The sequence below is a fragment of the Pseudomonas sp. MYb185 genome (genome assembly GCF_002979975.1).
Lineage (GTDB): Bacteria > Pseudomonadota > Gammaproteobacteria > Pseudomonadales > Pseudomonadaceae > Halopseudomonas.
This window is the reverse complement of the sequence record NZ_PCQD01000014.1, coordinates 14,405-39,132: the sequence shown is the minus strand read 5'-3', so window position 1 is coordinate 39,132 and position 24,728 is coordinate 14,405. Positions and strand designations below refer to the sequence as shown.

Genomic DNA, 24,728 nt, shown 5'->3' with positions numbered 1-24,728 from the left:
CAGATGAGAACAATAACGATGCGAGACGTGAAGCTAGAGGATAAATACACTGCAGGGTCGGGCCAGGTGCTGATGACCGGGACCCAGGCGCTGGTGCGCCTGCCCATGCTGCAACGCGAGATTGATCGCCAGGCCGGCTTGAACACCGCCGGATTCATTTCCGGTTACCGTGGTTCACCGCTGGGCAGTTATGACCTGGAGCTGTGGCGGGTGAAAAAATTGCTGGAGCAGCATGACATCCTGTTCCAGCCAGGCGTCAACGAGGACCTGGCGGCTACTGCTGTATGGGGCACGCAGATCCTGGGCTCGACACCCAAGCCCAAGAAAGATGGTGTGTTTGCCATCTGGTACGGCAAGGGTCCGGGCGTGGACCGTTCAGGTGACCCATTCAAGCACGGTAATATCGCCGGTACTGATCCGCGGGGTGGGGTGCTGATCGTCGCTGGTGACGACCATTCGGGCAAATCCTCCACCGTGGCGCACCAAAGTGAAGTGGCGCTGATGCATGCCGGCATGCCGATCCTGGCACCCTCGAACGTGCACGACGTGATCCGTTTCGGGCTGCTCGGCTTTGCCATGTCCCGCTATACCGGTCTGTACACCGGTTTCAAGATGAGCAACGAAACGCTCGAGCAGACCATGACCATCGATATCGGCGAGGCGACGCCGTCGGTGGTGTTACCCGATCGGGGTGAGTTGCCGCCGGGTGGCATTCACAACTTCCCAACCCACCTCGATCGCCAGCAATCAGAGATCATCGTCAAGCGCTACCGCTGGCCGCTGATCGGCAAGTTTGTTGCCGCCAACGGGCTGGATGAGGTGCGCATCGATGCGGCCCAGCGTCGTCTGGGTATCGTTTCCAACGGCAAGGCTGCCCAGGACGTGATGCAGGCATTGCATCTGCTTGGCCTGGACGAAGCCGCTGCGGGCGCGCTGGGTATCTCGTTCTACAAGCTCGGCTGCGTCTATCCGGTGGAAGCCACAGGACTGATCAGCTTCGCCCGCCATCAGGATGAGCTGCTGTTCATCGAGGAAAAGGACGGCCTGACCGAGAACCAGGCCAAGGCCATTCTCTACGGACGCAAGGATACTCCGCTGATCGTCGGCAAGCAGGATGAGAATGGCGAGTTCATGATCCCATCCGACGTCCAGCTCGAGCCTATCCAGCTGGCGCTGGTGATAGCCGAACGGCTGCGTCGCCTGGGTGTGATTGATCAGTGCATGACCGAGCGTAGGGAGCGGCTGGAGCTGGAAATGCAGCGCATTGCCGACAGCAGCCCGTCCGAGGTGGCCCGCTCGCCCTATTTCTGTTCCGGCTGCCCGCACAACACCAGCACCCGTACCATCGAGGGCAGCATGGCCGCCGGTGGCATCGGCTGCCACGCCATGGCCATGTACAGCGGCCCGGAAATGCTGCCTAACACACAGATGGGTGGCGAAGGTGCGCATTGGTACAGCCTGGCTCACTACACCGATATGCCGCATATCTTCCAGAACATGGGCGATGGCACCTATTACCATTCTGGCTTGCTGGCGGTGCGTGGTGCGGTGGCGGCCAAGGTCAACATGACCTTCCGCATCCTGTTCAATGACGCCGTAGCCATGACCGGTGGTCAGCCGGTGGACGGTCCGCTGACCCCCGGGGATATCTCCCGCCAGGTGCTGGCGGAAGGGGTCGAGCGGTGTGTGGTGGTGACCGACAACCCGGACAACTATGGCCGTCACAGCGGCTTGGGTGAAGGTGTGACCGTCCATCATCGGGATACCTATTCAGCCGTTCAGCGCGAACTGCGCGACACCAAGGGTGTCACCGTTATCATCTACGAGCAGACCTGCGCTGCCGAGAAACGCCGCCGACGCAAGCGCGGCCAATTTCCCAATCCGGCCAAGCGGGTATTCATCAACTCCGATGTCTGTGAAGGCTGCGGTGACTGCTCGGTGCAATCGAACTGCGTCAGCGTCTGGCCCAAGGAAACCGAGCTGGGACGCAAGCGGCAGATCGACCAATCCAACTGCAACAAGGACTACAGCTGCGTAAAAGGCTTCTGCCCGAGTTTCATCACCGTGCTGGATGCCGAACCGCGCAAACCGGAAAAATCCTCGCAGATCAAGGACCTGACCAGGAATCTGCCCACTCCGCCACTGGCGGCGTTGGATACCCCCTTCAATATCATGATCTCCGGTATCGGCGGGACTGGCGTGGTCACTGTCGGTGCCCTGTTGGGTATGGCGGCCCATCTGGAGAGTCAGGCCTGCTCGATTTTCGATATGACCGGGCTGAGCCAGAAGAACGGCGCCGTGTTCAGTCATGTGCGTATCGCCCGGAAACAGCAGGATCTGGGAGCCCAGAAGCTCGGTATCGGTGAGGCCGATCTGGCGCTGGCATTCGACGCGGTGGCGGCGCTCTCCAAGGAACCGGCCATTACCTACGATCCCCAGCGCACCCAGACGGTGATGAACGGCAGAGTGACGCCGACTCCCGCATTTCAGCGCAATCCCGATCTGGTGGTGGACAGCAAGGGGCTGGTCGAGCAACTGGGCGCGTCGTCCAGACAACTGCACCAGGTCGATGCTTCGGGAATGGGGCTGGCGCTAATGGGCGACAGCATCGCCGCCAACCTGTTCCTGGTTGGCTACGCAGCGCAACTGGGGCTGTTGCCGGTATCGCCGGCGGCCATTGAGCGGGCGGTCGAGATCAACGGTGTGGCTATCCAGTTCAACAAGGAAGCCTTCGCGCTGGGCCGCCTGCAGGCCGTTGACCCGGACCGGATCACCCAGGCGGTCAGTAACCGACTGCCTGAACCCGAATTCAAGCCCTTGACCGGGCTGGACGATATCGTCAGCCACCGGGTAGCACTGCTTACCAAATACCAGAATGCGATCTGGGCCAAGCGCTATCGCAGCCTGGTGGAGAAGGTTGTCCTGGCTGAGCAGCAGGCAGTGCCGGGTAGCGACGCGCTGGCCGTGGCGGTAGCTCGAAACTTTGCCAAGTTGATGTCCTACAAGGACGAATACGAGGTGGCGCGGCTGCACAGCGATCCGGCATTCAAGGCCAAGCTGCGCGAGACCTTCGCTGAGGGTGCGCATTACCGCTACAACCTGGCGCCGCCGCTGTTTTCCAGGCGTGATCCGGAGACTGGCCATCTGCAAAAGCGCGAGTTCGGCCCTTGGGTTGGCCATGTGTTTTCCGTGTTGGCCCGGTTCAAGGGGCTGCGTGGCACGCTGCTCGACCCCTTTGGTCACACCGCCGAGCGGAAAATGGAGCGCCAACTTATCGATCAGTACGAGCAGCGCCTGCTGGAACTGATCGGCCGCCTGACCCCGGCCAACCATGCCAGTGCCGTACAGATTGCCTCACTGCCCACCCAGATTCGTGGCTTCGGGCATGTGAAGGAAGCCAATGTCCAGAAAGTCCGGGATCTCGAGCCGCAGCTGTTGGCGGCCTTCAATGATCCTGCCGCTGGGAGAGTGGGCACCTTCATCCCTGTTCGTCAGATACCAGCAGAGGTGGAGCCGATGAAAGAATCAATGTGAAGTGATTGAGTTGCGGTAGGGGCAGTGCTCCGTTGCAACTTCAAGGCAAGGTGTTGGATGTGATCATGCCAATGCTGGCTTTAACTTAAGTGATGTTTGGATAACCTGGTTTTGATGGTTTTGAGAGTGACTATGAATATCAAATGGGAACAGGATTGGTTGGAATTGTTTGATGACAACCTGGAAGCATTGATGGCTCATTATCCAGAAGATTTCGAGTACGAAGATATGAATCTTGGGGTGCGTATAGTAAACAATAAGAGTCAGCTGAGAGAGCTTTTCAAGACTTTTGAAAACACAAGCCCAGATGCTTCTTTGCACTATTTCAATGCCAGCCGCTATCACGGAGATGAGAATGGAGGCGCGCTCGAGTGGACTTGGGAAATCGAGCATAAGTCTGACTTCCTTGGGCTCCCTGCCGCCGGCAAAGTCACCAAGGTAACAGGAATTACCATTCACAAGTTCCGGGATCAGAAAATCATCCTGGAAAGAAGCTTGTGGGATACGGCGGCTCTCTTGCAGCAGTTGGGGCTTCCAGCCCCTGCCAGGCTCCAGTTCTAGCTGGCGGTGCTTGAGCTTTGGCTTCATGACTTTGGCTATGGAGTTATGAATATCAGCTGGTGGTGCATATAAAAGGAGTAGAAGGAGGGCGGTGGAAGATGATTGGCATGGCTTGCTTTCCCATGGCGCGTAATGCCATTGAGCAGGTGTGCCAGGGAAACTAATGTGAAAGCTGTTGCGAGTGTTATGAAAGTGCCAGTCTGAAAGCTGATGACATGCATTTTTTAAAGTGAAGTATGAGCCGATAGTAGTTTTAATCATGATGCCATGCATGGTTTCCTGTATCAGCTCGTGATCAGGATCACTAATCAAATAAGTTTGCGGCTTTGGGCATATTTATCCCTGTTCGCCAGATACATGCAGAGGAGTCGACAGTGAAAGAACCCATATGAGCCGAGCGTCGCGGAAGATTAACGCAGCCTGCCATAGGACCAGGCTGCAGGACAGCAACCTGATAATAAATCCAAGAAGGTATGTCATGCAGAAGATAAGAAAAACAGCTTTGCCAGCATTGAAGTTCCTGCCTGTGGCAATACTCGCGGCGAGTGTCGTGCCCCACGCTCAGGCGTTCCAGATCAATGCCCATCCGGACTGGAACCTCAGTCTGGATACCACTGTGCAATATACCGCCGGCTGGCGTGTCCAGGGCCGGGACAAGGGGATTGCCAACCATCCGTTTTATGCCTCGAGCAACTACAAGTTCGACAAGGGAGATATGGTAACCAACCGCTTCCAGGCGCTTACCGAGCTGCAGGGCGTCTACAAGGGGCGTACCGGGTTCCGGTTATCAGGGTCGGCCTGGAAGGACTTTGCTTATAACGATAGTGTCAAAACCAACCCCAATCCGAATTTTGATGACATTCTCAGCTATCCGAGCGGCAAATATTCGAGCAAGACCAAGCGCTATCACATCCAGGGTGGCGAGATACTGGATGCTTTTGTCTTTCACAACACCGATATAGGGGATGTTCCCCTCTATCTGCGCGCCGGACGGTTCACCCAGCAGTGGGGTAATGCGCTGTTCTTCGGCTTCTCCAATATCGGCTATTCACAGCACCCGATCGACTTTCTGAAGTCCTTTACTCAGCCGGGCTCCGAGGTCAAGGAGCTATTCCTGCCGCGTACCCAGGTCATGGCAACCGCTGACCTGACTGATCAACTTTCGGTATCTGCCCAGTACTTCCTGGAGTTTCGCGCCAACCGTTTTCCGGAAGGGGGAACCTATCTGGCGCCGTTTGACATCCTGTACAGCGGCCCCACCAGTGGCGGGGCGGTGGCTGGCATGTTCGGCGGTCCGGTGTCTGCCGGTCATGAGTACAAGCCAGACGATATCAACAACAACTTCGGTATCAAGGTCGACTGGGCGCCGGAATGGGCCAGGGGTGACCTCGGTTTCTACTACCGGCAGTTCGATGAGGTTCAGCCCTGGCCCGGCGGTACCATATATGCCGGCGGAGGGGGGGAGGTTCACCTCAACTATGCCGACAAGGTCAGACTCTATGGCCTGAGCTATGAGCGTACTTTCGGCACCCTGAGTACCGGTCTGGAAATTTCCTACCGTACCGACACCGCCCTGGCCAGCGCCTTCTCCAACGGCCAGCCCGGTGTTGCCTATCGCGAGGGCGCCCGCGGCGATGTGATCAACGTCATTGCCAACGGCCTGGTGAGTCTGCAGCAGAACGCACTGTGGGATACCGGCGTTCTGCTGGCCGAGTTGTCCTACACGCACCTGGATCGAGTGACCAAGAACAAGCAGTTCTTCAACGGTGAGGGACACGCCAGCTGTGTCGACAGTGTCGATGGCGCCTCACCTGGAGACAAATGGGACGGTTGTGCTACACGCAACTCCCTTGCCGTTGCGTTGCTGTTCGAGCCGCAGTGGCTGCAGGTAGCACCGGGTCTGGATCTGAGCATGCCGACATCCCTGACTTACGGCATCTCCGGTAACCCGGCCTATGCCGCCGGCTCTTTCTATGCCGAAGGCACCCAAATCTATTCCATCGGCATCAGGGGTACCTACCAGCAAAAGCATACCGTGACGCTGCAATACAACGGCTACAAATGGAAGACCAGTCCCAAGGCCATGGTGCCGGGGTTGGGTGAGTCCTATTCCGGCTTTGGCGGCAATGGTCCGGTGGCCCTGAATGACAAGGGCTGGGTCGCGCTGATGTACAAATCTTCATTTTGAGCTCTGTCGCAAGACTCTGAGGACATGATTATGAAAAACAACAAGACCAAGACGTTTTATCGCTCCGTACTGGCCCTGGCCATCACCATTCTCGCCAGCAATACCGGTTATGCCGCAGTCTCCGCCGAGGAGGCCGAACAGCTGGGCCAGAAGCTGACCCGCTTCGGTGCCGAGCAGGGTGCCAATGCCGATGGCTCCATTCCCGCCTATGAGGGTGGTCTGATCGGTCAGCAGAAGGCCAACCCGGATGTCTATGACGATCCCTTCGCCGGGGATGAGAAGCTGTACAGCATCAGCTCACAGAACATGGCGGAGTATGATCAGTATCTGTCCGCGGGTACCAAGGCCATGCTGGAGCGCTTTCCTAGCTACCGCCTGGATGTCTACCCTACTCGCCGCAGCATGGGCTATCCCGAGTGGTTCCTGGACAATACGGTGAAGAATGCCACCACTGCCCAGCTCGGTGGCGCAGTGGAGGGTGACAAGGTTGAAGGTGGCGCCGATGACGGGAAGCCGTTCCAGGGCATTCCCTTCCCGATTCCGAAAACGGGCTATGAGGCAATGTGGAACCACATGTTCCGTTTTGCTCCTGCGGTTACCCAGTTCCGCAGCAAGAGCTGGCTGGTGGACCATGGCGGCACACGTAACCCCCTGCCGGGTAATGACGCCTCCTACCTGCACCCGTGGTCGGAACAGACCGGTAAGTTCCGCAGCAAGACCTACGATGGCGTATTCGGTTTCAATACGCTGCTTTACTCTCCGCCGACCTCGGCAGGTACGCAGTTCCTCAACTACTACACGCCCGATGCGGCGGCGGCTGCGCCGATCTGGATCTATACCCCGGGCCAGCGACGGGTACGCAAGGCCCCCGAGTTCGCTTATGACATTCCCATGACTGCCTACGCCGGTGTGCTGTTCTGGGATGAGCCCTGGGGCTTTGTCGGGCGCATGGACAGGTTCGACTTCAAGCTGGTGGGCAAGAAGGAACTCATCGTTCCTTATAACGTGTTCGGTCAGCAGCTCAGCTCCGAGAAAGTATTGGCCGATAACCATGTCAATCCGGACATTCTGCGCTGGGAAAAGCGTCGCATCTGGGTGGTTGAGGCGGACCGCAAAGACAAGGCCCGTCACGCTTACAGCAAGCGGGTTTTCCTGATCGAGGAGGACTGCTGGTGCTTCGTGCAGACCGAGTCCTATGACAACAGTGGTGCCCTGTGGAAAGTGCAGGATCTGTACAACTTCCCGGCCTACGATACCGGCGGCATGATCAATAACTCCTTTGTTGCCAACGATCTGATCAAGGGTAACTACGTATTGATCAACGTGGGTGCGGAAGAGTCCGGCAACTATCTGCGTGGGTACAGCAGCGATGAAGGGCTGGTGCTGAGACTGACGCCACGGGCGATTTCCGGGGGCAGTGTCCGCTGATTGAGGAGTCGAGGCAGAAGCCAGTTCTTCTGCCTCGCTGTTTCATCACCCGAGTTGCAGACTGGGCAGGAAATGACATGAATAATATCTTTCAGCACCTACATCAAAGAATCAGGCAGTTGCCTGCAGGCGTATTGACCTTGCTGCTGCTGATGCCTGTCTCCCTTCATACTCTTGCTGAGTTTCGCGATCCGCTCGATTGGCCTGCCGATGCCATCACCCGCTTGATGGAGCGCCCGACCCAGGCCGTTGCCAGGGCAGGGGAAACCCTGGTTGCGGTTGGAGCAGGCGGATTGATTGCCACATCGGCTGACGGCAGCCAATGGACACAAAGCCACTCGCCAGTGCAGAGCGATCTGCTGGCAGTGGACTTCCCTACGCCGCAACAAGGTTGGGTGGTAGGCCACGATGGTGTCGTTCTGCATAGCGGTGATGCCGGAGTGACCTGGGAAAAGCAGCTGGACGGCAGGCTTGCCAAGGCGCTTTTCAATGAGTACTACGCCAATCTGAAAATCGAACCCGAGTTGCTTGAAGCAGCGCAGTCCGCCATCTCGTTGAACTATGCCGCGGGCCCGACGCTACCGCTGCTGGATGTATGGTTCGCTGACGCTCTGCACGGCTTTGCCGTTGGCTCTTTCGGCACCTTGATCGCCACCACGGATGCTGGCAAGACCTGGCAGCCCTGGCTGCACCGTATTGATAACGAAGATCTGCTCAACCTGAATGCAGTCCATGGGGTGGACGATGGGGTGTATATCGCCGCCGAGCGTGGTGTGATCTTCAAACTGGAGCCAGACACACAGCGTTTCGAAAAGATCGAGACCGGCTATGACGGCAGCTTCTTCGGTTTGCTGAGCGTGGGCGACAGCATCATTGCCTACGGTCTGAGCGGCACAGCCTATCGCAGCGATGACCAGGGGCGTAGCTGGGTGACGCTGCATAGTTCTTCGAACGTGTCGCTGACAGCGGGAGCGTCGTTGGCGGAGAAGGACGCCTTCGTTCTGGTCAACGCCCGTGGCGACCTACTGTTCGGCAACACCGCAACCGATGCTTTGCAGCTCGAGCGAGGCAAGGGCTTTGCGCGTTATACCGGAGTGGTATCACTGGATGAGGAGAGACTGCTGATGACCAGCCTGGAAGGTATCCGGTCCGAGGCTGTGCATGCCTCTGCACGCAGATAATCAACTAACCGACCCGGGATAATGCAGATGAAAGCAGTCATGAAAAATCAGGATATGCCAGTCATATCCAACCCGAGCGAGTTCGACAGACGTTCCGGTGGCCTCATTGAGCGGTTGGTGTTCAACCATCGGACTCTGCTAACGACATTGTGCCTGGTCATTACCCTGGTGCTGAGTTTCTTTGCGCTGCGCTTGCCGATGAAGGTCAGTTTCGAAGACATGATGCCGCAGTCGCATGAATTCATCCGTAATTACATGGAGCATGCCGGCGCGCTCAAGGGACTGGGCAATTCCGTGCGCATCGTGGTCAGCAATGATGACGGTGACATCTATGATGCGCAGTACCTAAATACCCTGCGGGAAATCAATGATGAGGTGTTTCTGATCCCGGGTGTGGATCGCTCGTTCATGAAGTCCCTGTGGATGCCTGTGGTGCGCTGGACCGAGATCACCGCCGACGGCTATCAGGGCGGCTCGGTCATGCCCGACAATTTCGACGGATCGGAGCAGAATATCGAGGAGTTGCGCCGCAATATCGGGCGTGCCGGGATTACCGGCTCGCTGGTGAGCAATGACCATCGTTCCAGCATGCTGTTCGTGCCCCTGGTCGATCGGGATGCGGCTACCGGCAATACCCTGGACTATCGGGCGTTTCGTGACCGTATTGAAGACCTGAAGCGTTATGAAGAGCAGGGAGTCACTATCCATGTGATTGGCTTCGCGCAGCTGGTGGGAGATCTGATCCGGGGACTGGGTGAGGTGCTCAACTATTTCCTGCTGGCGGCACTGATAACCGTGGCGATCATCAGGCTCTACACGGGCTGCTGGCGCAGTACTTTACTGGTGACCGGCTGCTCGGCGGTCGCGGTGGCATGGCAACTGGGTGTGATGCAGCTCGCCGGGTTCGCACTGGACCCGTACTCCATCCTGGTGCCTTTCCTGATCTTTGCCATCGGCGTGTCCCACGGCGCCCAGAAGATGAATGGGGTGACTCAGGACATCGCGCGCGGCACGCATAAATATGTCGCGGCTCGTTATACCTTCCGGCGCCTGTTCCTGGCTGGACTCACCGCGCTGCTGGCCAATGCGGTCGGTTTCGCTGTGCTGGCAATCATTGATATTCCGGTTATCCGCGGGCTGGCCGCCGCCGCCAGTATCGGTGTTGGTGTATTGATCTTCACTAACCTCATCCTGTTGCCGGTACTGCTGTCGTACACCGGGGTCAGAAAGAGCAGGAATGCCGCTGGGGCTGAGAATGAACAGTCGATTCATCCGGTGATACGCTGGTTTGGTGGTTTCACCGATCGCCGTCGGGCCGCAGGTGTATTGATCTTCACTGCCATCTTCACGGCGGTGGCCTTCATTATCAGCCTGAACATCCAGATTGGTGACCTGGACCCCGGTGCGCCTGAGCTGCGAGCCGACTCCGAATACAACCAGGACAACGCCTATATCACCAGCCACTACCAGCTATCCAGCGACCAGTTCGCGGTGATTGTCTCCACTCCACCGCAGGGGTTGATCAGCTATGAGACGCTGCTGGAAATGGAGCGTCTGGAGCAGATACTGCGCGAATTGCCGGGTGTGCAGACCACGGTATCGGCGGCCAGCCTGGCCCGCCGCTATACCTCGGCAGGATTCGAAGGGTCATTGAAATGGGAGACCATCAACCGCGATCCCTACGTGGTGCAGGATGCGCTGAATACCGTCTACGACTCCAACCCGGAAATGTTCAATGACGGCAGATCGGTGGCGCCGGTGATCGCCTTCCTCACCGACCACAAGGCGGAAACCCTGACCCGCCTGGTGGAAGCCGTCGAGGTGTTCGCAGCCGAGCACAATACGCCTGAGCGACAGTTCCTGCTGGCAGCCGGCTCCTCGGGTATTGAAGCGGCGACCAATATTGCGGTGAAAAAGGCCAACGTGACCATGCTGCTGTATGTCTATGCGTCGGTGATCCTGTTGTGCTTCATCACTTTCCGCAGCTGGCGCGCGGTGGTCTCGGCAGTCATACCGCTGGTGGTCACCACCATCTTCTGTGAAGCTCTGATGGTCATCCTGGGTATTGGCGTGAAGGTAGCTACCCTGCCGGTGGTGGCACTGGGTGTGGGGATCGGTGTGGATTACGCCTTGTATCTGTTGACCATGCATCTGGTTCATTACCGCCGTGGGGCTTCAGTACGTGATGCCTACCTGGCGGCGCTGGGTTCCACTGGCAAGGTGGTGGCTCTGATCGGTATCACCCTGTCTGCGGCAGTAGTCACCTGGGCCTGGTCGCCGATCAAATTCCAGGCGGACATGGGTATCCTGCTGGCCTTCATGTTCTTGTGGAACATGTTGGGTGCCCTGATCATCGTGCCGAGTCTGATGACCTTCCTGATGCCGGATCGCAAGGTGGCAGTACAGGCTGATGATGAGCCTGGGGTGCCGTCGATATCGAAGGAGCAACACAGCGACGCGGCGATGTTGGCCAGGGCTTGTTGAGCTGCTAGGCCATGTGAGTTCCGAGCCGGTGACTGCTAGCGGTCACCGGCTCTGTCGTTGTTTCCTCACGCGCTCGATGTTTCCGAGTAACGTATCGGGCACAAAAAAGAGCGCCCGAAGGCGCCCAAGGATCATTCTGCTGTGAAGGCTAGAGACCGACCAGGATATCGTCTCCGTCGACTTTCACCGGGTAGCGTGCCAGTTGCAGGCAAGGGTCATCCTCACACACGCCGCTATCCAGGTCGAAACTCCAGCCATGCCAGGGGCAGGTCAGCGTGCGGCCCTCGACTTCCCCCTCATGCAGGGGGCCGGTTGCATGGGGGCATATGCCCTGGGTAGCGATGAATTCATCATCCACCAGAAACACGGCAACCGCCTGGCCTTCGATGGTAGCGCCGATCGGCTCACCGGCGCGTAGCGCGGCGGCGGAGCCCACTCGATGAAAAACCAGACTGCTGGTGATCAGTTCTGCGTCTGCGGTGCTCATTCAGTTATCCTCATCTTGTTGTTTTTGCTATTCGCTCAGGCCGGGCGGCGCCCGGGGAAGCGGGGTATATCGATCTGGTCGAACATGCCGCCATACCCCAGGCTGATCGGCATGTCCCAGTCGAGCATGTTGTATGGGTGACCCTTGTCGAAAGCGCTGATCTCATCCAGCTCCGCCAGCGTCTGGGCATCCAGCTGGACCGAGCAGGCGGCAAGGTTTTCCCGCATCTGTTCGGGACGGGTAGCGCCGACGATGGGGATCACCCCACGCGACATGACCCAGGCCAGGGCTGCCTGGGATGAGGTCACGCCGAGACGATCGGCGACCTGATCCAGCGCCGCGGCAATCCCCCGGTTGCGCTCATCCAGCGCCTGCAACTGCATGGAGTCGACTCGTTTGGGGCCGTCCGACGGTGCCGCACGGGTGTACTTGCCGCTGAGAATGCCACCTGCCAGTGGCGACCAGGCCGTGATGCCGATGTCGTAGGCCTGTGCCAGGGGCAGGTGTTCCCGCTCGATGGAACGTTGTACCAGGCTGTATTCCAGTTGCATGCAACTGATCGGACACAGACCGCGCAATTCATGAAATGCCTGTGCCCGGGAAACGACCCAGGCCGGTACATCGGACAGGCCGACGTGCAGGATCTTGCCGGCGCTGATGGCGTCATCCAGCGCGCGATGCACTTCCTCCACCGGCGTGGTGAAATCCCACCAGTGCACCATGTACAGATCGATGTAGTCCACGCCCAGTCGCTTGAGACTGGCGTCCAGTGACTGGGTCAGGCTCTTGCGGTGCATGCCGGCGGCATTGGGATCGGCTCTGCCCGGCAACGCATTGGTGTATTTGGTACTGATGACGAAACGTTCGCGATCGGCTGCAACCAGTCGACCGACAATGCGTTCACTCTCGCCACCGGTATACATATTGGCGGTATCGATAAAGTTGCCGCCGGCCTCGGTATAGGCATCGAATACCGTGCGGCTTTCTTCCTCGGAGCGCGACCAGTCCGCGCCCGGGCCAAAGGTCATGGTGCCCAGGCATAGCCTGGACACCCGCAGGCCGCTACGGCCAAGAATGGAATATTGCATATGTCGTACCTCGTTACCGGTCAGCCGACGCGTGGTACGACGCCCAGCTGGATGGCGAACTCACGGAAATTCCAGTGGGTGCGGCAGCGCACGATCTTGCCGTTGCGATAGAACTGGGTGGAGGTGCCGCGCGTGACGGTAGTCTTGCCGGCAGCCGGGATGCCGAAGAAATCGGCATTGTGCTGGGCGCGCCATATCCACTGCATGTAGCTGAATTCGTCATACTCGAAGTCGGCGCCGATCATGATCGGCCCAGCCAGGCGTTTGTACTCGGCCTCGTCCCAGCCTTCGGGGACACCTTCGGTACGAATGGTGGCGTGGGATAGCGGCACCTGGTGGCTGTCATTGCTGATCAGGTTGAAGAGGTGTACGCCATGGGGGGAATCGGGGCCAGCATCATCGAATACGGTGAAGAACTTGAACAGTTCTTCCTTGTCGGTAATCGTCAGATCGAACTCCATGTCTTCCCAGACGAACTCATCGGCATACATGTCGACGATATTCTGCGCTCCGTTGTCGAAGAAACCGGACAGCCAGGCAGAGCTGGTAGCGAAATTCTTGCGTGTATTGCCCCCTGCCATACCGCTGGTACCTTCTATGCTCAATGCCGAACCGGCGCGCAGTTGCTTCAGGTACTTGCGCTGCTGTGCATTGAGGTGACTTTCATCCAGTTGTGCTGAGTAGAGACCGTACATGATGACACTCCATCTAATTGTTTTAGCTTTCGGAATAGCCTGGTTGTTATAGCGCTGGAGCCAGGCACAACCCAGCACTTTTCAGGTCACGGCGGAGCCATTCGCGCCAATCATGGCCTCCGTGCGTTACGCTCGGCATCCATTCCAGCGAATGGCACGGGGAGCGCGGTGCTGTCACGATATGTCATTGAGGGCGATGCGGCTGGGGGGCTAGCGTTAGGGCCACGTTAATTCAGGTGTCCGGGCGTAGCGCGGGCACGACCTTCCATATATCAAGAACAAGAACCAAAGGGAGCCGTTATGTCTCTGTCCAATACAGTCACCGCCGATCTGGCTGACAAGTACGACCCGTTGAATGATGCGGTGAAGCAGAACCCGTATCCTTACTACGCCAAGATGCGTGCCACCGAACCGGTCATGTATCTACCGCACATGGATACCTATGCCGTTGCCAGTTATGACGACGTGGACAAGGTGCTGAAGGATCACCGCCTGTTCAGTTCCCAGCACTTCTGGCCGGAACTGCTGGGTGAGTATGATCCGGTGCCGGAAGTGCCGCCGATGATTTCCATGGACCCGCCCAATCATGTGCATCTGCGCAAACTGGCCAACAAGGCGTTCGTGCCTTCCAAGGTGGCAGCAATGGAAGGCCGGGCCGTTGAGATCGTCAATGAGCTGATCGATGGCCTTGTCGCAAAATATGGCCAGGAAGGTGAGTTTGACTGGGTCTGGGAGTTCACGGCCCTGTATCCCGTCACCATCATCAGCGAGGTGCTGGGAGTGCCTACCGAGCGTCGGGCGGAATTCAAGGTCTGGGTTGATGACCTGTTGGCAGCCGCTAACCGACAGGCCTATGGCCCCGAACGGCTGGCGGAAATTCGCAAGCACTCGGACGAACTGAGGAATTTCTTCGAGCAACTGTATGACGCACGCAAGGCCAATCCTCAGGATGACCTGCTGTCTACGCTGATCACTGCCGAGGTTCAGGGTGAAACCATGACCCGCCTTGAAGTATTGCAGATGGCCACGCTGTTGCTGATCGGTGGCGTCGAAACCACCACCAACCTGCTGGGCTGCACCATGGTGGAGCTGCATCGCCACCCCGAGGTCTACCAGCGGGTACGTAGTGATCACAGTCTGGTCCCGCCGTTGCTGGAAGAAGTGCTGCGTTTCAACCCGGTGGTGCAGATGCTGTTCCGGCATACCAAGGAAGATACCGAGCTGGGTGGTGTGAAGATCCCCAAGGGCAAAGCGGTAATGCCGTTGCTGGCATCGGCGAACCGTGACGAAAGCAAATATGCCAACGCTGATGTATTCGATATCGATCGCAAGCAGGAAGTCCCGATGATGTCGTTCGGCCAGGGACCGCACTTCTGCATGGGCAGCTTCCTGGCCCGGATGGAAGCACGGGTAGCCATGGAGCAGGTGCTTTCGCGCTTTGAGGTTCTGGAGCCGGTATCCAATGAGGTTCACTGGCTGGATTCGTACTTTGCCCGGGGGCCGCATAGCCTGCGTGTCCGTTTCAAGGTCCGCTGATAGCGCCTTCAGGTCGAGAGTTCGCGCCATGACCCAATTGAATGACTGTTTCAACTGCCAGGACTTCGCGCGTGTCGCCCGGCGTCGGCTGCCCGGTTCGCTGTACCACTACATAGAGGGCGCAGCGGATGACGAGCTGACCGCCCGGGCCAATGTGCAGGCCTTCGAGCGTTATCAACTGGTGCCCCGGCAGCTGCGTGATATTCGTGCCGTGGACATGCGCCGGCGGGTTTTCGGTTGCGATCTGGAATGGCCGGTATTCATGGCGCCTACCGGCATGAGCCGGCTGTTCCATCCTGACGGTGAGCAGGCGGTGGCCCGGGAGGCAGCGCGTATGGGCGCGGGATACATGCTCTCGACCATGGCTACCAGCAGTCTGGAGGAGGTGGCCGACGGCTCGGTCGGGCCCAAGATCTTCCAACTGTACCTGCTCAATGACGATGGCCTGAATCGGGCTATCATCGATCGCTGCAAGGCGGCTGGCTACGATGCGATCTGCCTGACGGTGGATTGCGTGGTGGCCGGTAACCGCGAGCGCGACCTGCGCTTTGGCTTGACTGTCCCCCCGCAGCTCAACCGGCGCAATATCCTGTCCTTCGTACAGAAGCCACTGTGGGGCATGCGTTACCTGGCACATGGCGGGATCACCCTGCCCAATGTGCCGACGCCGAATGGTTCCAAGTCGCTGGGTACGCTGACCAGCTATTTCGCCCAGAAGATGGAGCAGAACATTACCTGGGCGCGGGTCGAGCAACTACAGCAGTACTGGGGCAAGCCATTCATCATCAAAGGCCTGCAGTCAGTAGCCGATGCGCGGGACGCTGTCGTGGCCGGTGTCAGTGGCATCATCGTATCCAACCATGGTGGTCGTCAGCTCGATGGCAGCCCCGCGGTGCTGGACCTGATCGCGGATATCGTCGATGCCGTGGACGATCAACTGGAAGTGGTGCTGGATGGTGGCATACGCCGCGGCAACCATGTGGTCAAGGCGCTGGCCCTCGGCGCGCGTGCCTGCCTGATTGGCCGCCCATACCTGTATGCACTGTCGGCCTACGGCCAGCCAGGGGTGGCGCGTATGCTGGAACTCATGCGTCGCGAGACCGAGCGCACCCTGGCACTGATAGGCGTTCCCCATATCGATGACCTTGATCGCAGCGCCCTTACTCACCTTGAATCGCGGCCGGTTTATCTGTCTGCATCCGTACCCACCGGCGCACTGCGCTCAGGAGCCTATTCATGACCAGTTCATTGCAGTTTCAACATTTTATTGATGGCCAGTTCATTGCCAGCGCTGACAACCTCATCGACGTTATCAACCCGGCCACCGAACAGAGCCTGGGGGCAGCGCCAGACGCAGGTGCGGCGCTGACCGATTCCGCCATCGGCGCGGCACGTGCAGCTCAGGATGCCTGGGCAGCCCAGCCGGCGATTGCCCGTGCCCAGTATCTGCGTCGTATCGCCGCTGGTATCCGCGAAGCGGCGCCGCAGATAGCCAACGTCATTGCCCGGGAGCAGGGCAAATTGCTGGCGCTGGCGCAGCTCGAGGTGGGGCTGGCGGCGGAATATCTGGATTATTACGCCGAGTGGGCCCGTCGCATCGAAGGCGAGATCATCAGCAGTGACCGCCCTGGCGAGAACATGTTCCTGTTCCGTCGCCCCATGGGTGTGGTGGCGGGGATTTTGCCGTGGAACTTTCCGTTCTTCATGATCGCGCGCAAGGTGGCACCGGCATTGATCACTGGCAATACCATTGTCATCAAGCCCAGCGAGGAAACGCCATTCTGCGCCTACGAGTTCGCTCGCATCGTAGAGAGTGCGGGGCTGCCCCCAGGCGTGTTCAACCTGGTCAACGGCCTGGGCAGCACGGTTGGCCAGCAACTGGTGACCAGTGCCGCCGTCGATATGATCAGCTTTACCGGCAGTTCGGGGGCGGGCTCGACGATCATGGCTAATGCCGCACGTAACGTGACCAAACTCAGCCTTGAGCTGGGCGGCAAGGCGCCATCCATTGTGCTGGCCGACGCCAATCTGGATCTGGCGGTGGCGGCGCTGCGTTGGGCAAAGACGATGAATACTGGACAGGCTTGCAACTGTTCCGAGCGGGTGTATGTACAGCGGTCGGTGTATGAACGGTTCTGCGAGCAGTTGCGGGCTGACTTCGCCACCATCCGCATGGGCGACCCCCTGGCCGAGAGCAGCGACATGGGTTCGCTGATCAACCGGGCGGCGGTCGAGCGGCTGACCCGTCAGGTGGACGATGCCCGAGGCAAGGGCGCAGAAGTGCTGATCGGTGGCAAGGGCCACGAAGCAGGAGCGGGCTGTTTCTTCGAACCGACCATTCTGATCAATACCGGCCCGGGCATGGATGTGCTGGAGCGTGAGATCTTTGGGCCGATGCTGCTGATCGAGCCGGTGGATGATCTGGACCAGGCCATTGCGTTGTCCAACGACAGTGAGTACGGACTGACCTCATCGATCTTCACCAATGACCTGAACTCGGCCATGCGCGCGGTTTCCCGCCTCAAGTTCGGTGAGACCTACGTCAACCGCGAGAACTTCGAGGCCATCCAGGGCTTCCATGCCGGGGTGCGGCGCTCGGGTATCGGCGGAGCTGATGGCAAGCATGGGTTGTACGAGTACACTCATACCCAGGTAGCCTACATTCAGAGCTGATCAGACTGTACGGGGCTCTCCTGGCGGGGCGCCCCGTTATTCTCAGAAGGTCGACAACCCCGTCGCCTCCATCACCCGGGACAACACATAACGCCCGACATTATGGTCGGCAAATTCCTCATAGGGCAGGCTGTAGACAATCCCGTCTTCGTTATTCCATATCCGCTCGAACGAGCTGCGGGCAGTGACCATCGGCGGGTAGTTGCTGTCCGAGGCCAGTTGCACATCGGTCTCCAGATTCAGGTCATCCAGGTTGCGCCGGGTGAAATTGGCCGAGCCGCTGATCAGTTCGCTGCTGCCATCGGCACGGTCCAGGCGCAGCCATTTGCGGTGGCACTGTTCGCCGCTGGTGGCGCACCAGCGTAGGGGAATGCCGGCGCGGTGCAGATCCCAGGCGACCTGCCGGTTGGGGATGCCGTTCTTTTCGCGACCGAAGGCATCACGATTGGGGTCCAGCAGGGCGCGAACCACCACGCCGCGTTGCCGGGCGCTGATCAAGGCTTCGACCAACGGGCGGTGGGAGAGATAGAACACCTCCATGTCCAGGTGGTCGCCGGGCGCGGCGCTGTCGATCAACTGCAGCAGGGCGTCGCGCACTGCGCCTTCGGTGAGAACACGCAGTCTGGGCTCACTCGTCGTGGCATTGGCGACAGGGGGCTGCTGCCAGTGACGGGTATCGATACCCGCCATCCGGGCCACTGCCTGCTCGGTCTGCAGCAGGTCCAGCGCGGCGGCCCCCTCGAAGCGCAGCGCCTGGTTGCTGTGCCGGCTGCTGGCGTCGTGCGGATTGCCCGAGGTGACCAGGGCGGTCCAGCTGTTGCCCGAATCAGCGACCAGGGTCTTGCGGTGGTTGGCGCGGAAATTGGCCAGATGCAGGTAGCTGCGCAAGGTGACCTTGCCCTGGCCCACCGGGTTGGGCAGCCAGCCACCGTCGGTGCTATTGCCGACAAAACGGCAGCACAGGCTCCACAGGCCGGTCCATAACGGGTTGGAGGCCGGCAGTTGCTGCAGGGGCGTCATCACCACCTGTACGCCGGCCTGTCGCAAGGACCGCAGTTGGGGGTTGCCGATGCCGCCGTAGAGGGTATTGAACGGGTCGGTGATCAGCATGACCTCCAGCCCCGGATATTGGCTGCGGGCAGTGATCAGCGCCTGTGACAATTCGCTGGACAATGATCGGAAGCTGTTCTGCCCGGCAAATTCATTGAACAGGAACATGTCGAGTACCACCAGGCGGCGGGCCTGGCCGATGATGTCCAGCACCTGGTCGAAGATCTGCTGACGACTGTCGCGCTGGCCATCGGCTGCCTGCCAGGTCTGGTCCAGCAGCAATTGCACATTCTCGGCAGGGCGCCAGGGCTGGCTGACCGAGAGGCCATCCGGCAAGGGGCGATGGGCCTGGAACAAGCTCATACCCAGCCACAGCACCATCAATAGCAGGACCAGCCTGCGTAACGGCCGAGGTCGCCGTTTGCGACGATTGACCCGGCGGAGAATATCCATATCGCTGCCTTCATCATGGGGGGTGGTGCTGCATGCTAACCTTGATGCCAGGTGCTTGTCAGGGTCTGTTTCGAGGAGAGCGGTCGATGCGCAAAGCAGCGCTCGGTGCTGTGGTGGTATTGCTGTTCGTGCTGCTGGCTGCGCTGCTGGCCGGGCAGTGGCTGCAGCGCAGCCTGACCGCAGCGGGGATCGAGCAGTTGGACTGGCAGCAGTTGCGCTGGAGCGATGGTGCGCTGCAGCTGGGGCAACTTGGCGGCGCCTATGCCACCGAGCAGGGGCGGCTGGGTTTTCGTCTGGAGGGGATCAGGCTGCAGCCGGTATGGCGGGGTGGGCCGCGGGTTGCTCAACTGCGCGTGGAACATATGCAACTGGTCTGGCAACCAGCGGCCAACCTGCCCCAGCGCGAGCCGGTGAACGATGACTGGAGCCTGCCGGCATTGGCCGATCTGGCCGGACCGCTGGCCTGGTTGCCCGATGAGTTGAGCGTGGACAGCCTGCAATTGCAGTTGCCCTGCGAGGGCGAGTTCTGCACCCTGCTGGGGGATCTGCAACTGACCAGTCGCCGGCAGCCCCTGAGGCTGGATGCCCAGCTCGACCTGCAGGCCGACGCGCAGCGTCTGCACGGCTCGCTGCGATTGCAGGAGCAAACCGACCGTTATCTGTTGCAGGCCGGCGTGGATGTACCGCAACCCTTGTTGTTGGCCGGGCTGGGCCAGCTCAGTGGCAGCGCCGAGGTCGACCTGGAGAACCGCGGTGACGAATGGTTGCTGCGTGAAGGCCAGGCAGATTGGCGACTGACCGAGCTTGATGCATTGAACGCGCTGCCGGCGCAGCTGCGACCCAGTGCCCTGAGTATGCAGGTGACACCCCTGCCGGGCAGTCTGGCGACATGGCAGGAGAGCATTGCGCTGGCGGTGCGGCTGCAGGTCGAAGGCGCCGTCAGCGGCCAACTGGACACGGCATTGGAACTGGTGAGTCAGCCACAGTGGCAGGCCAGGTTGCCTGCGGCCCGATTGCAACTGGCTGCGCCGCAACTGGCGATGTCGGGTGTGCAGGCGCAGGACCTGCGCCTGGATTGGCCGTTCCAGGCCCAGGTCGATAGTGAGCGACTGACCTTGGCATTGGGTAGTGAGGCGCTGCTGACGGCGACCAGCCTGAGCCTGGCCGATGCCGGTCTGCAACTGGCGGGGCTGCGGGCGGGGCTGGGTGAGGCCACGCTGGCGTTGCCGCTGGCCACACCGGCGCAACTGGACATGCATGTACCCTTGCAGCTGGGTGCCAGCCGGCTGAGCCACGCGGCACTCAAGCCCCAGGGCTGGAATCTGCTCGGCACGCTGCGGCACTCCGCTGCCGGATCGACTCTGGAGGGCAGGTTGAGTGCGCTCAGTGGGCTGAACAGTGACGTGCGGCTGGGCTGGCCCAGCGGTGAGCCCTGGCGGTTGGACCTCAAGCTGGGCGAGATCTTTCTGCGCGCTGCCGATCCTCTGGTGGCGACCTTTGCCGACTGGCCGGCGCTACTCAGTTTCTCCAGCGGTCGGATCAGCGGCCAGCTGCAGGCCACAGGACGCGATGGCCTGGAACGTCTCACCGGTCGGCTGACGCTGACCGGGGGCCAGGGCATCTATGATCGGGCCAGCTTCAGCGGCCTGTCATTGCCGTTGGATGTGTCGCTACAGGGTGAGCGGCTGCGGTTGGCTACCGAGGCGCTGGGCCTGAGCGTGGTGGACCCCGGCCTGCCGCTCGGCCCTGTGACTGCCAGTGGCATCTACACCGCCACGCTCAGCCAGCCAACGGCCGGGGTGCTCGATCTGCGCAGCGCCAGTATCGGCGTGCTGGATGGGCGCGTGCACCTGGAGCCGGCGGCGGTGGATCTGGGCCAGGCGCGGCAGACACTGGTGGCGGTGGTACAGGGCGTCGAACTGGCTCGGCTTTTCGAGGTCTATCCGGCGGAGGGGCTGAGTGGGCAGGGCACACTGGATGGGCGCTTCCCGGTAACCCTGGCGGATGGCAAACTGCTGGTCGAGGATGGCCAACTGCAGGCGCGTCAGCCTGGCGGCGTATTACGCTACCAGGCGCAGCAACTGCGCGACCTGGCGGCCAGCAATCCCAATCTGGAACAACTGGCGGCGGCACTGGACAACTTTCATTATCAGGTGCTGGCCAGCGATGTGTCCTATGATGAGCAGGGCGTACTGGTGCTCGGGCTGCGGCTCGAAGGCAGCAACCCGGCTTTCCAGCAGGGCCGGCCGGTGCACTTGAACATCCGCCTGGAAGAAGACATTCCGGCCCTGCTGACCAGCCTGCAGCTCAGCGGACAGGTGAGCGAGATCATCAGGAACCGGGTTCAGCAGTACTATCTGCAGCGGCGTAACCCATGACAGGAGAGGTATATGCATTGGCGTCTGATGATAATGGCGGTGGCTGTCGGGGTGCTCACTGCCTGTACACCGACGGTACAGCTGGCGGCGCCCAGCGACCCGATCAACATCAATCTGAATGTGAAGATCCAGCATGAGATCTACATCAAGGTCGACAAGGAACTGGACGAACTGTTCAGTGAATCCAGCGGACTGTTTTAGGAGGGAAACTGCATGCGTATGAGTATCCGTATGGGCGGTCTGCTGCTGGCGCTGCTGCTAAGCGCGCCGGCCCTGGCACTGAGTCTGAACGAGGCGATGTCCGCCTTGCCGGCGGCCAAGGCGGCGGGGCAGGTGGGTGAGCAGCCGGACGGTTATCTGGGAGTGGTCACGCCCGGGGGCAACGCCGCCGAGATTGCCCGCCAGATCAACCAGGCGCGGCGCGAGGAATACCAGCGTCTGGCCACGGGGAACAATATCCAGCTGCGCGACGTCGAGTCCATGGCCGGCAAGAAGGCCCTTGAGCGCACTCCTCCCGGCCAGTACATCATGCTCAATGGAGTGTGGATGAAGAAGTAGCGGTCAGCGGTTGTCCAGCAGGCTGCTTACCCGCAGCCGCTCACTGGGTTCGAACTGCTCCTCCAGCAGGCTATCGATGGCCTGCTGCTTGTCGCTGTCGGCCAGGCCGGGGTGTTGCAGAATCGCCTCGCGCTCATGGTTGAAGTCCTCCAGCCGCTGTTGCCATTGCTGACGTTGCCGGTCGAGCGTCTCCAGCCGGCCGGTAGCCTCCGGGCCCACCAGGTTCAGACGCAACTGCTGGATCTGTTCCGGGCTGGCACCTTGCTCTTGCAGGCTGCGGGTCTGCTGGCTCAATTCCTGATGGATCTGCGGCACCAGCAGGTCCTGCATGGCCTCGGGCAGGTCGTTGCGCAGCGCCTCGATGCGCCCGGCCTTGTCCTCATCGGCCAGGCTATCATCATGCAGAATCGCCAGACGCTCCAGGGTAAAGCTGTTGTAGACCTCCTCGGCGGCGAAGAACGCGGCGTGGGTCTCGGTGTTGAACAGCCCGGCGCGCAAGCGTTGCACGGCATCTTCCCGCGCTCTCAGCTCGTCAAGGTCGGCGAGCACCGGAAAATGTTCCTCCAGGGCCACCAGTTCGGTCTTGTATTCGATATAACGCTCCAGCAAGTCCAGGGCCTGGTCCTGTGCCGGTTGCCGTAACTGGCTGGCGAGGTAATGGCGGATACGCGCGGCGGCACTGTCGAAACTTTCCTCGCCCACCGTGGTGAAGAAGTAGTCGAACAGATGGCGGATCTGGTCGGTGATCAGCAGATTGCCCCGGTGGTCGACCTCCAGCATGCCGTCGACCGCGGTATCGCGCAGTGACGTGGGCGCCGGGCCGGATACGGTGGCCGGTTGGCGCGCGGCGCTGGTGGACATTGGCAGGATGGTCTTGCCGGCTTCCTGCTGGGGACCGCTGCGTTCTGCCAGGGGGGCCTGCGTTGCCGGGCCGTCAGCGGGGCCGAGAAAGTGCCAGCCAAGCAGTGCAGCGCTGATCAACAGGGGGGCGTAGATAACGGCTTTCATGGATCGGGTCCGAATGGCTGCGGGGATACATCATGCTGGCCGGCCCCACCGGGGCCGGCCAATGGCTCACAGGCCGGCGTTCTTCAGCCGGTTGGCATGCTGGCGATAGACCGACGCCGGATCGGTTTCGAAGATGCTGGTCAGGCCGAAGACCTGGTTCACTTCGTCCAGGTGGTTCATCCGGTAGTTGTCGCGGATCACCATGCCCAGGCGTGAACTGCAACGCCCAACCAGCCCGTCGTTGGCTTCGCCGCCGAAGGTCAGCGACGAGGCGCCGAGCATCAGGTCAGAGATATCGAGCACATTGGTCAGCGGGCTGGTGCCACTCCAGGAGTAGTAGCGCACGCCATTGACCGTATGCTCACCCTCGCCGCAGGCGCTGGTCGGCAGGCCCTGGGGGTAGCGCGCATTGAACTGGGCGGCGCCCTCGGAGTTGAGCGATTCGAGGGCCCCGAGAGCGTTCTGCGGCGTGGTCGAGCTGCTGCCGGAAAGGAAGTTGATCAGCGCGCCCAGGCCATTGACGATACCGGCGAGCATGGTTTCACCGGCGGAGCCCGGCGGTACGTTGCGAATGAAATCGGCGGTTTTCGAGCCCTTGTGCGGTGCACCGACACTGGTGACCGAGGCGACCAGGTCCGGCCGTACCGCGGCGACATAGCGAATGGTCGGGCCGCCGTGGCTATGACCTATCAGGTTGACCTTGGGCTGGCCACTGATGGCAACGATCTCCTCGACCTGGGACAGCAACTGCTCGCCACGGGCCTCCGAGGTATCCAGTTGGCTGACCTCGGTGATGTAGACGGTGGCACCGTCCTTGCGCAGGGCCTGGGGAATACCGTACCAGTAGTCGACACCGAGGATGCTGTCGAAGCCGAGCATGCCATGGGTCAGGACGATGGGGTATTTGGTCTTGGTGTAATCGGAGGAACTGAACCAGAACGCCTGGGCCTGGCTGGAAATGCCCAGCATGGCGGTCAGCGCCATGGCGCCAACGAGATGCTTGCGATACATGCGGAGTATCCTTCTTGATTGTTGTATTTATTTGAGCCCTGACTGCGCAACAGGGGTTCTGAGAGGATAACCAGCCCGGTGGGGTCTGTCGGGGCCGGGGCCAGGATGACCTGCAGGCCGGTGGTTGACTGGCAGGTCACCCGCTCTATGGCGACATCATTCATGTTGTGAATCCGACAGACGGTACTCGGACGGGCCTGAAAATATGGCTCAGGGAGCCGTTGTCACCCCATCCAGCCCCTGCCAGCAACTTGCATCACTTGTCTTAAGCCTTCTCCATGCGTTTGCCTCCAAGCGACCCACCAGGTTTGCGCTCGCACCAATGCCGGGCGGTTTCCCGCTGCTCGCAGTGCATGTCCCATGCACCCGGGGTTCAATTTTTCCTCTTCAAGATCATAAGGATAGGAGTTTTTTT

At 60.1% G+C, this 24,728-nt stretch carries 18 protein-coding genes; 12 read left to right on the top strand and 6 right to left on the bottom strand.

Annotated elements, in window-relative coordinates; all coding sequences use genetic code 11:
- Positions 1 to 3 precede the first annotated feature (3 nt).
- The 6 genes from CQ007_RS16800 to CQ007_RS16775 all read left to right on the top strand — a co-directional run bounded on the left by CQ007_RS16800 (position 4) and on the right by CQ007_RS16775 (position 11,376).
- A complete protein-coding gene (locus CQ007_RS16800) occupies positions 4 to 3,534 on the top strand; it encodes an indolepyruvate ferredoxin oxidoreductase family protein (protein WP_371919839.1) in 3,531 nt (1,176 codons plus the stop codon).
- A gap of 114 nt (positions 3,535 to 3,648) precedes the next feature.
- A complete protein-coding gene (locus CQ007_RS19430; protein ID WP_105646993.1) occupies positions 3,649 to 4,095 on the top strand; it encodes an ester cyclase in 447 nt (148 codons plus the stop codon).
- Between the two features lie 478 nt (positions 4,096 to 4,573).
- The gene (locus tag CQ007_RS16790; RefSeq protein ID WP_158256793.1) at positions 4,574 to 6,283 is read left to right on the top strand and encodes a DUF1302 domain-containing protein; all 1,710 of its coding nucleotides are present in this window, start codon (positions 4,574 to 4,576) and stop codon (positions 6,281 to 6,283) included.
- Between the two features lie 30 nt (positions 6,284 to 6,313).
- The gene (locus tag CQ007_RS16785) at positions 6,314 to 7,711 is read left to right on the top strand and encodes a DUF1329 domain-containing protein (RefSeq protein ID WP_158256792.1); all 1,398 of its coding nucleotides are present in this window, start codon (positions 6,314 to 6,316) and stop codon (positions 7,709 to 7,711) included.
- Positions 7,712 to 7,788: 77 nt separating this feature from the next.
- Positions 7,789 to 8,892, top strand: coding sequence for a YCF48-related protein (locus tag CQ007_RS16780; RefSeq protein WP_105646990.1), 1,104 nt, complete (start codon positions 7,789 to 7,791; stop codon positions 8,890 to 8,892).
- A gap of 39 nt (positions 8,893 to 8,931) precedes the next feature.
- The gene (locus tag CQ007_RS16775) at positions 8,932 to 11,376 is read left to right on the top strand and encodes an RND family transporter (protein ID WP_218278910.1); all 2,445 of its coding nucleotides are present in this window, start codon (positions 8,932 to 8,934) and stop codon (positions 11,374 to 11,376) included.
- Between the two features lie 148 nt (positions 11,377 to 11,524).
- Here the strand turns inward: CQ007_RS16775 and CQ007_RS16770 are convergent, their stop codons facing one another.
- Genes CQ007_RS16770 through CQ007_RS16760 form a run of 3 tightly spaced genes read right to left on the bottom strand, consistent with a single transcriptional unit; the run spans position 11,525 to position 13,646 of the window.
- Positions 11,525 to 11,863 carry a Rieske (2Fe-2S) protein gene (locus tag CQ007_RS16770; RefSeq protein ID WP_105646988.1) on the bottom strand — a complete coding sequence of 113 codons (339 nt, stop codon included), beginning with the start codon at positions 11,861 to 11,863 and terminating at the stop codon, positions 11,525 to 11,527.
- A gap of 35 nt (positions 11,864 to 11,898) precedes the next feature.
- Positions 11,899 to 12,951, bottom strand: coding sequence for an aldo/keto reductase (locus CQ007_RS16765; RefSeq protein WP_105646987.1), 1,053 nt, complete (start codon positions 12,949 to 12,951; stop codon positions 11,899 to 11,901).
- A gap of 20 nt (positions 12,952 to 12,971) precedes the next feature.
- Positions 12,972 to 13,646, bottom strand: coding sequence for a hypothetical protein (locus CQ007_RS16760; protein ID WP_105646986.1), 675 nt, complete (start codon positions 13,644 to 13,646; stop codon positions 12,972 to 12,974).
- 300 nt (positions 13,647 to 13,946) lie between these two features.
- Here CQ007_RS16760 and CQ007_RS16755 point away from each other — a divergent pair, with 300 nt between their 5' ends.
- The 3 genes from CQ007_RS16755 to aldA are packed head-to-tail and all read left to right on the top strand — an operon-like array spanning position 13,947 to position 17,855.
- Positions 13,947 to 15,182 (top strand): cytochrome P450, encoded by a 1,236-nt coding sequence (locus CQ007_RS16755; RefSeq protein ID WP_105646985.1) that lies wholly within the window; start codon positions 13,947 to 13,949, stop codon positions 15,180 to 15,182.
- A gap of 28 nt (positions 15,183 to 15,210) precedes the next feature.
- Positions 15,211 to 16,422 carry an alpha-hydroxy acid oxidase gene (locus tag CQ007_RS16750; protein ID WP_158256791.1) on the top strand — a complete coding sequence of 404 codons (1,212 nt, stop codon included), beginning with the start codon at positions 15,211 to 15,213 and terminating at the stop codon, positions 16,420 to 16,422.
- Positions 16,419 to 17,855: an aldehyde dehydrogenase gene (gene aldA, locus CQ007_RS16745; RefSeq protein ID WP_105646983.1), complete on the top strand. Its 1,437-nt coding sequence runs from the start codon at positions 16,419 to 16,421 to the stop codon at positions 17,853 to 17,855. Before CQ007_RS16750 ends, aldA begins: the two co-directional genes overlap by 4 nt.
- A 42-nt stretch (positions 17,856 to 17,897) precedes the next feature.
- Here aldA and CQ007_RS16740 read toward each other — a convergent pair whose 3' ends face one another.
- Complete coding sequence (locus CQ007_RS16740) at positions 17,898 to 19,358, bottom strand: phospholipase D-like domain-containing protein (RefSeq protein WP_105646982.1); 1,461 nt, start codon at positions 19,356 to 19,358, stop codon at positions 17,898 to 17,900.
- 86 nt (positions 19,359 to 19,444) lie between these two features.
- Here CQ007_RS16740 and CQ007_RS16735 point away from each other — a divergent pair, with 86 nt between their 5' ends.
- The 3 genes from CQ007_RS16735 to CQ007_RS16725 are packed head-to-tail and all read left to right on the top strand — an operon-like array spanning position 19,445 to position 22,294.
- Complete coding sequence (locus CQ007_RS16735) at positions 19,445 to 21,736, top strand: YdbH domain-containing protein (RefSeq protein ID WP_158256790.1); 2,292 nt, start codon at positions 19,445 to 19,447, stop codon at positions 21,734 to 21,736.
- A 12-nt stretch (positions 21,737 to 21,748) separates the two neighbouring features.
- A complete protein-coding gene (locus tag CQ007_RS16730) occupies positions 21,749 to 21,937 on the top strand; it encodes a YnbE family lipoprotein (RefSeq protein WP_105646980.1) in 189 nt (62 codons plus the stop codon).
- A gap of 12 nt (positions 21,938 to 21,949) precedes the next feature.
- Entirely contained in the window at positions 21,950 to 22,294 is a 345-nt protein-coding gene (locus tag CQ007_RS16725; protein ID WP_105646979.1) for a YdbL family protein, read from the top strand.
- 3 nt (positions 22,295 to 22,297) lie between these two features.
- On the opposite strand, the gene CQ007_RS16720 is transcribed toward CQ007_RS16725, so the two are convergent.
- Entirely contained in the window at positions 22,298 to 23,302 is a 1,005-nt protein-coding gene (locus tag CQ007_RS16720; RefSeq protein ID WP_105646978.1) for a lipase secretion chaperone, read from the bottom strand.
- A 66-nt stretch (positions 23,303 to 23,368) separates the two neighbouring features.
- Positions 23,369 to 24,286 carry a triacylglycerol lipase gene (locus CQ007_RS16715; protein WP_371919840.1) on the bottom strand — a complete coding sequence of 306 codons (918 nt, stop codon included), beginning with the start codon at positions 24,284 to 24,286 and terminating at the stop codon, positions 23,369 to 23,371.
- Positions 24,287 to 24,728 lie beyond the last annotated feature (442 nt).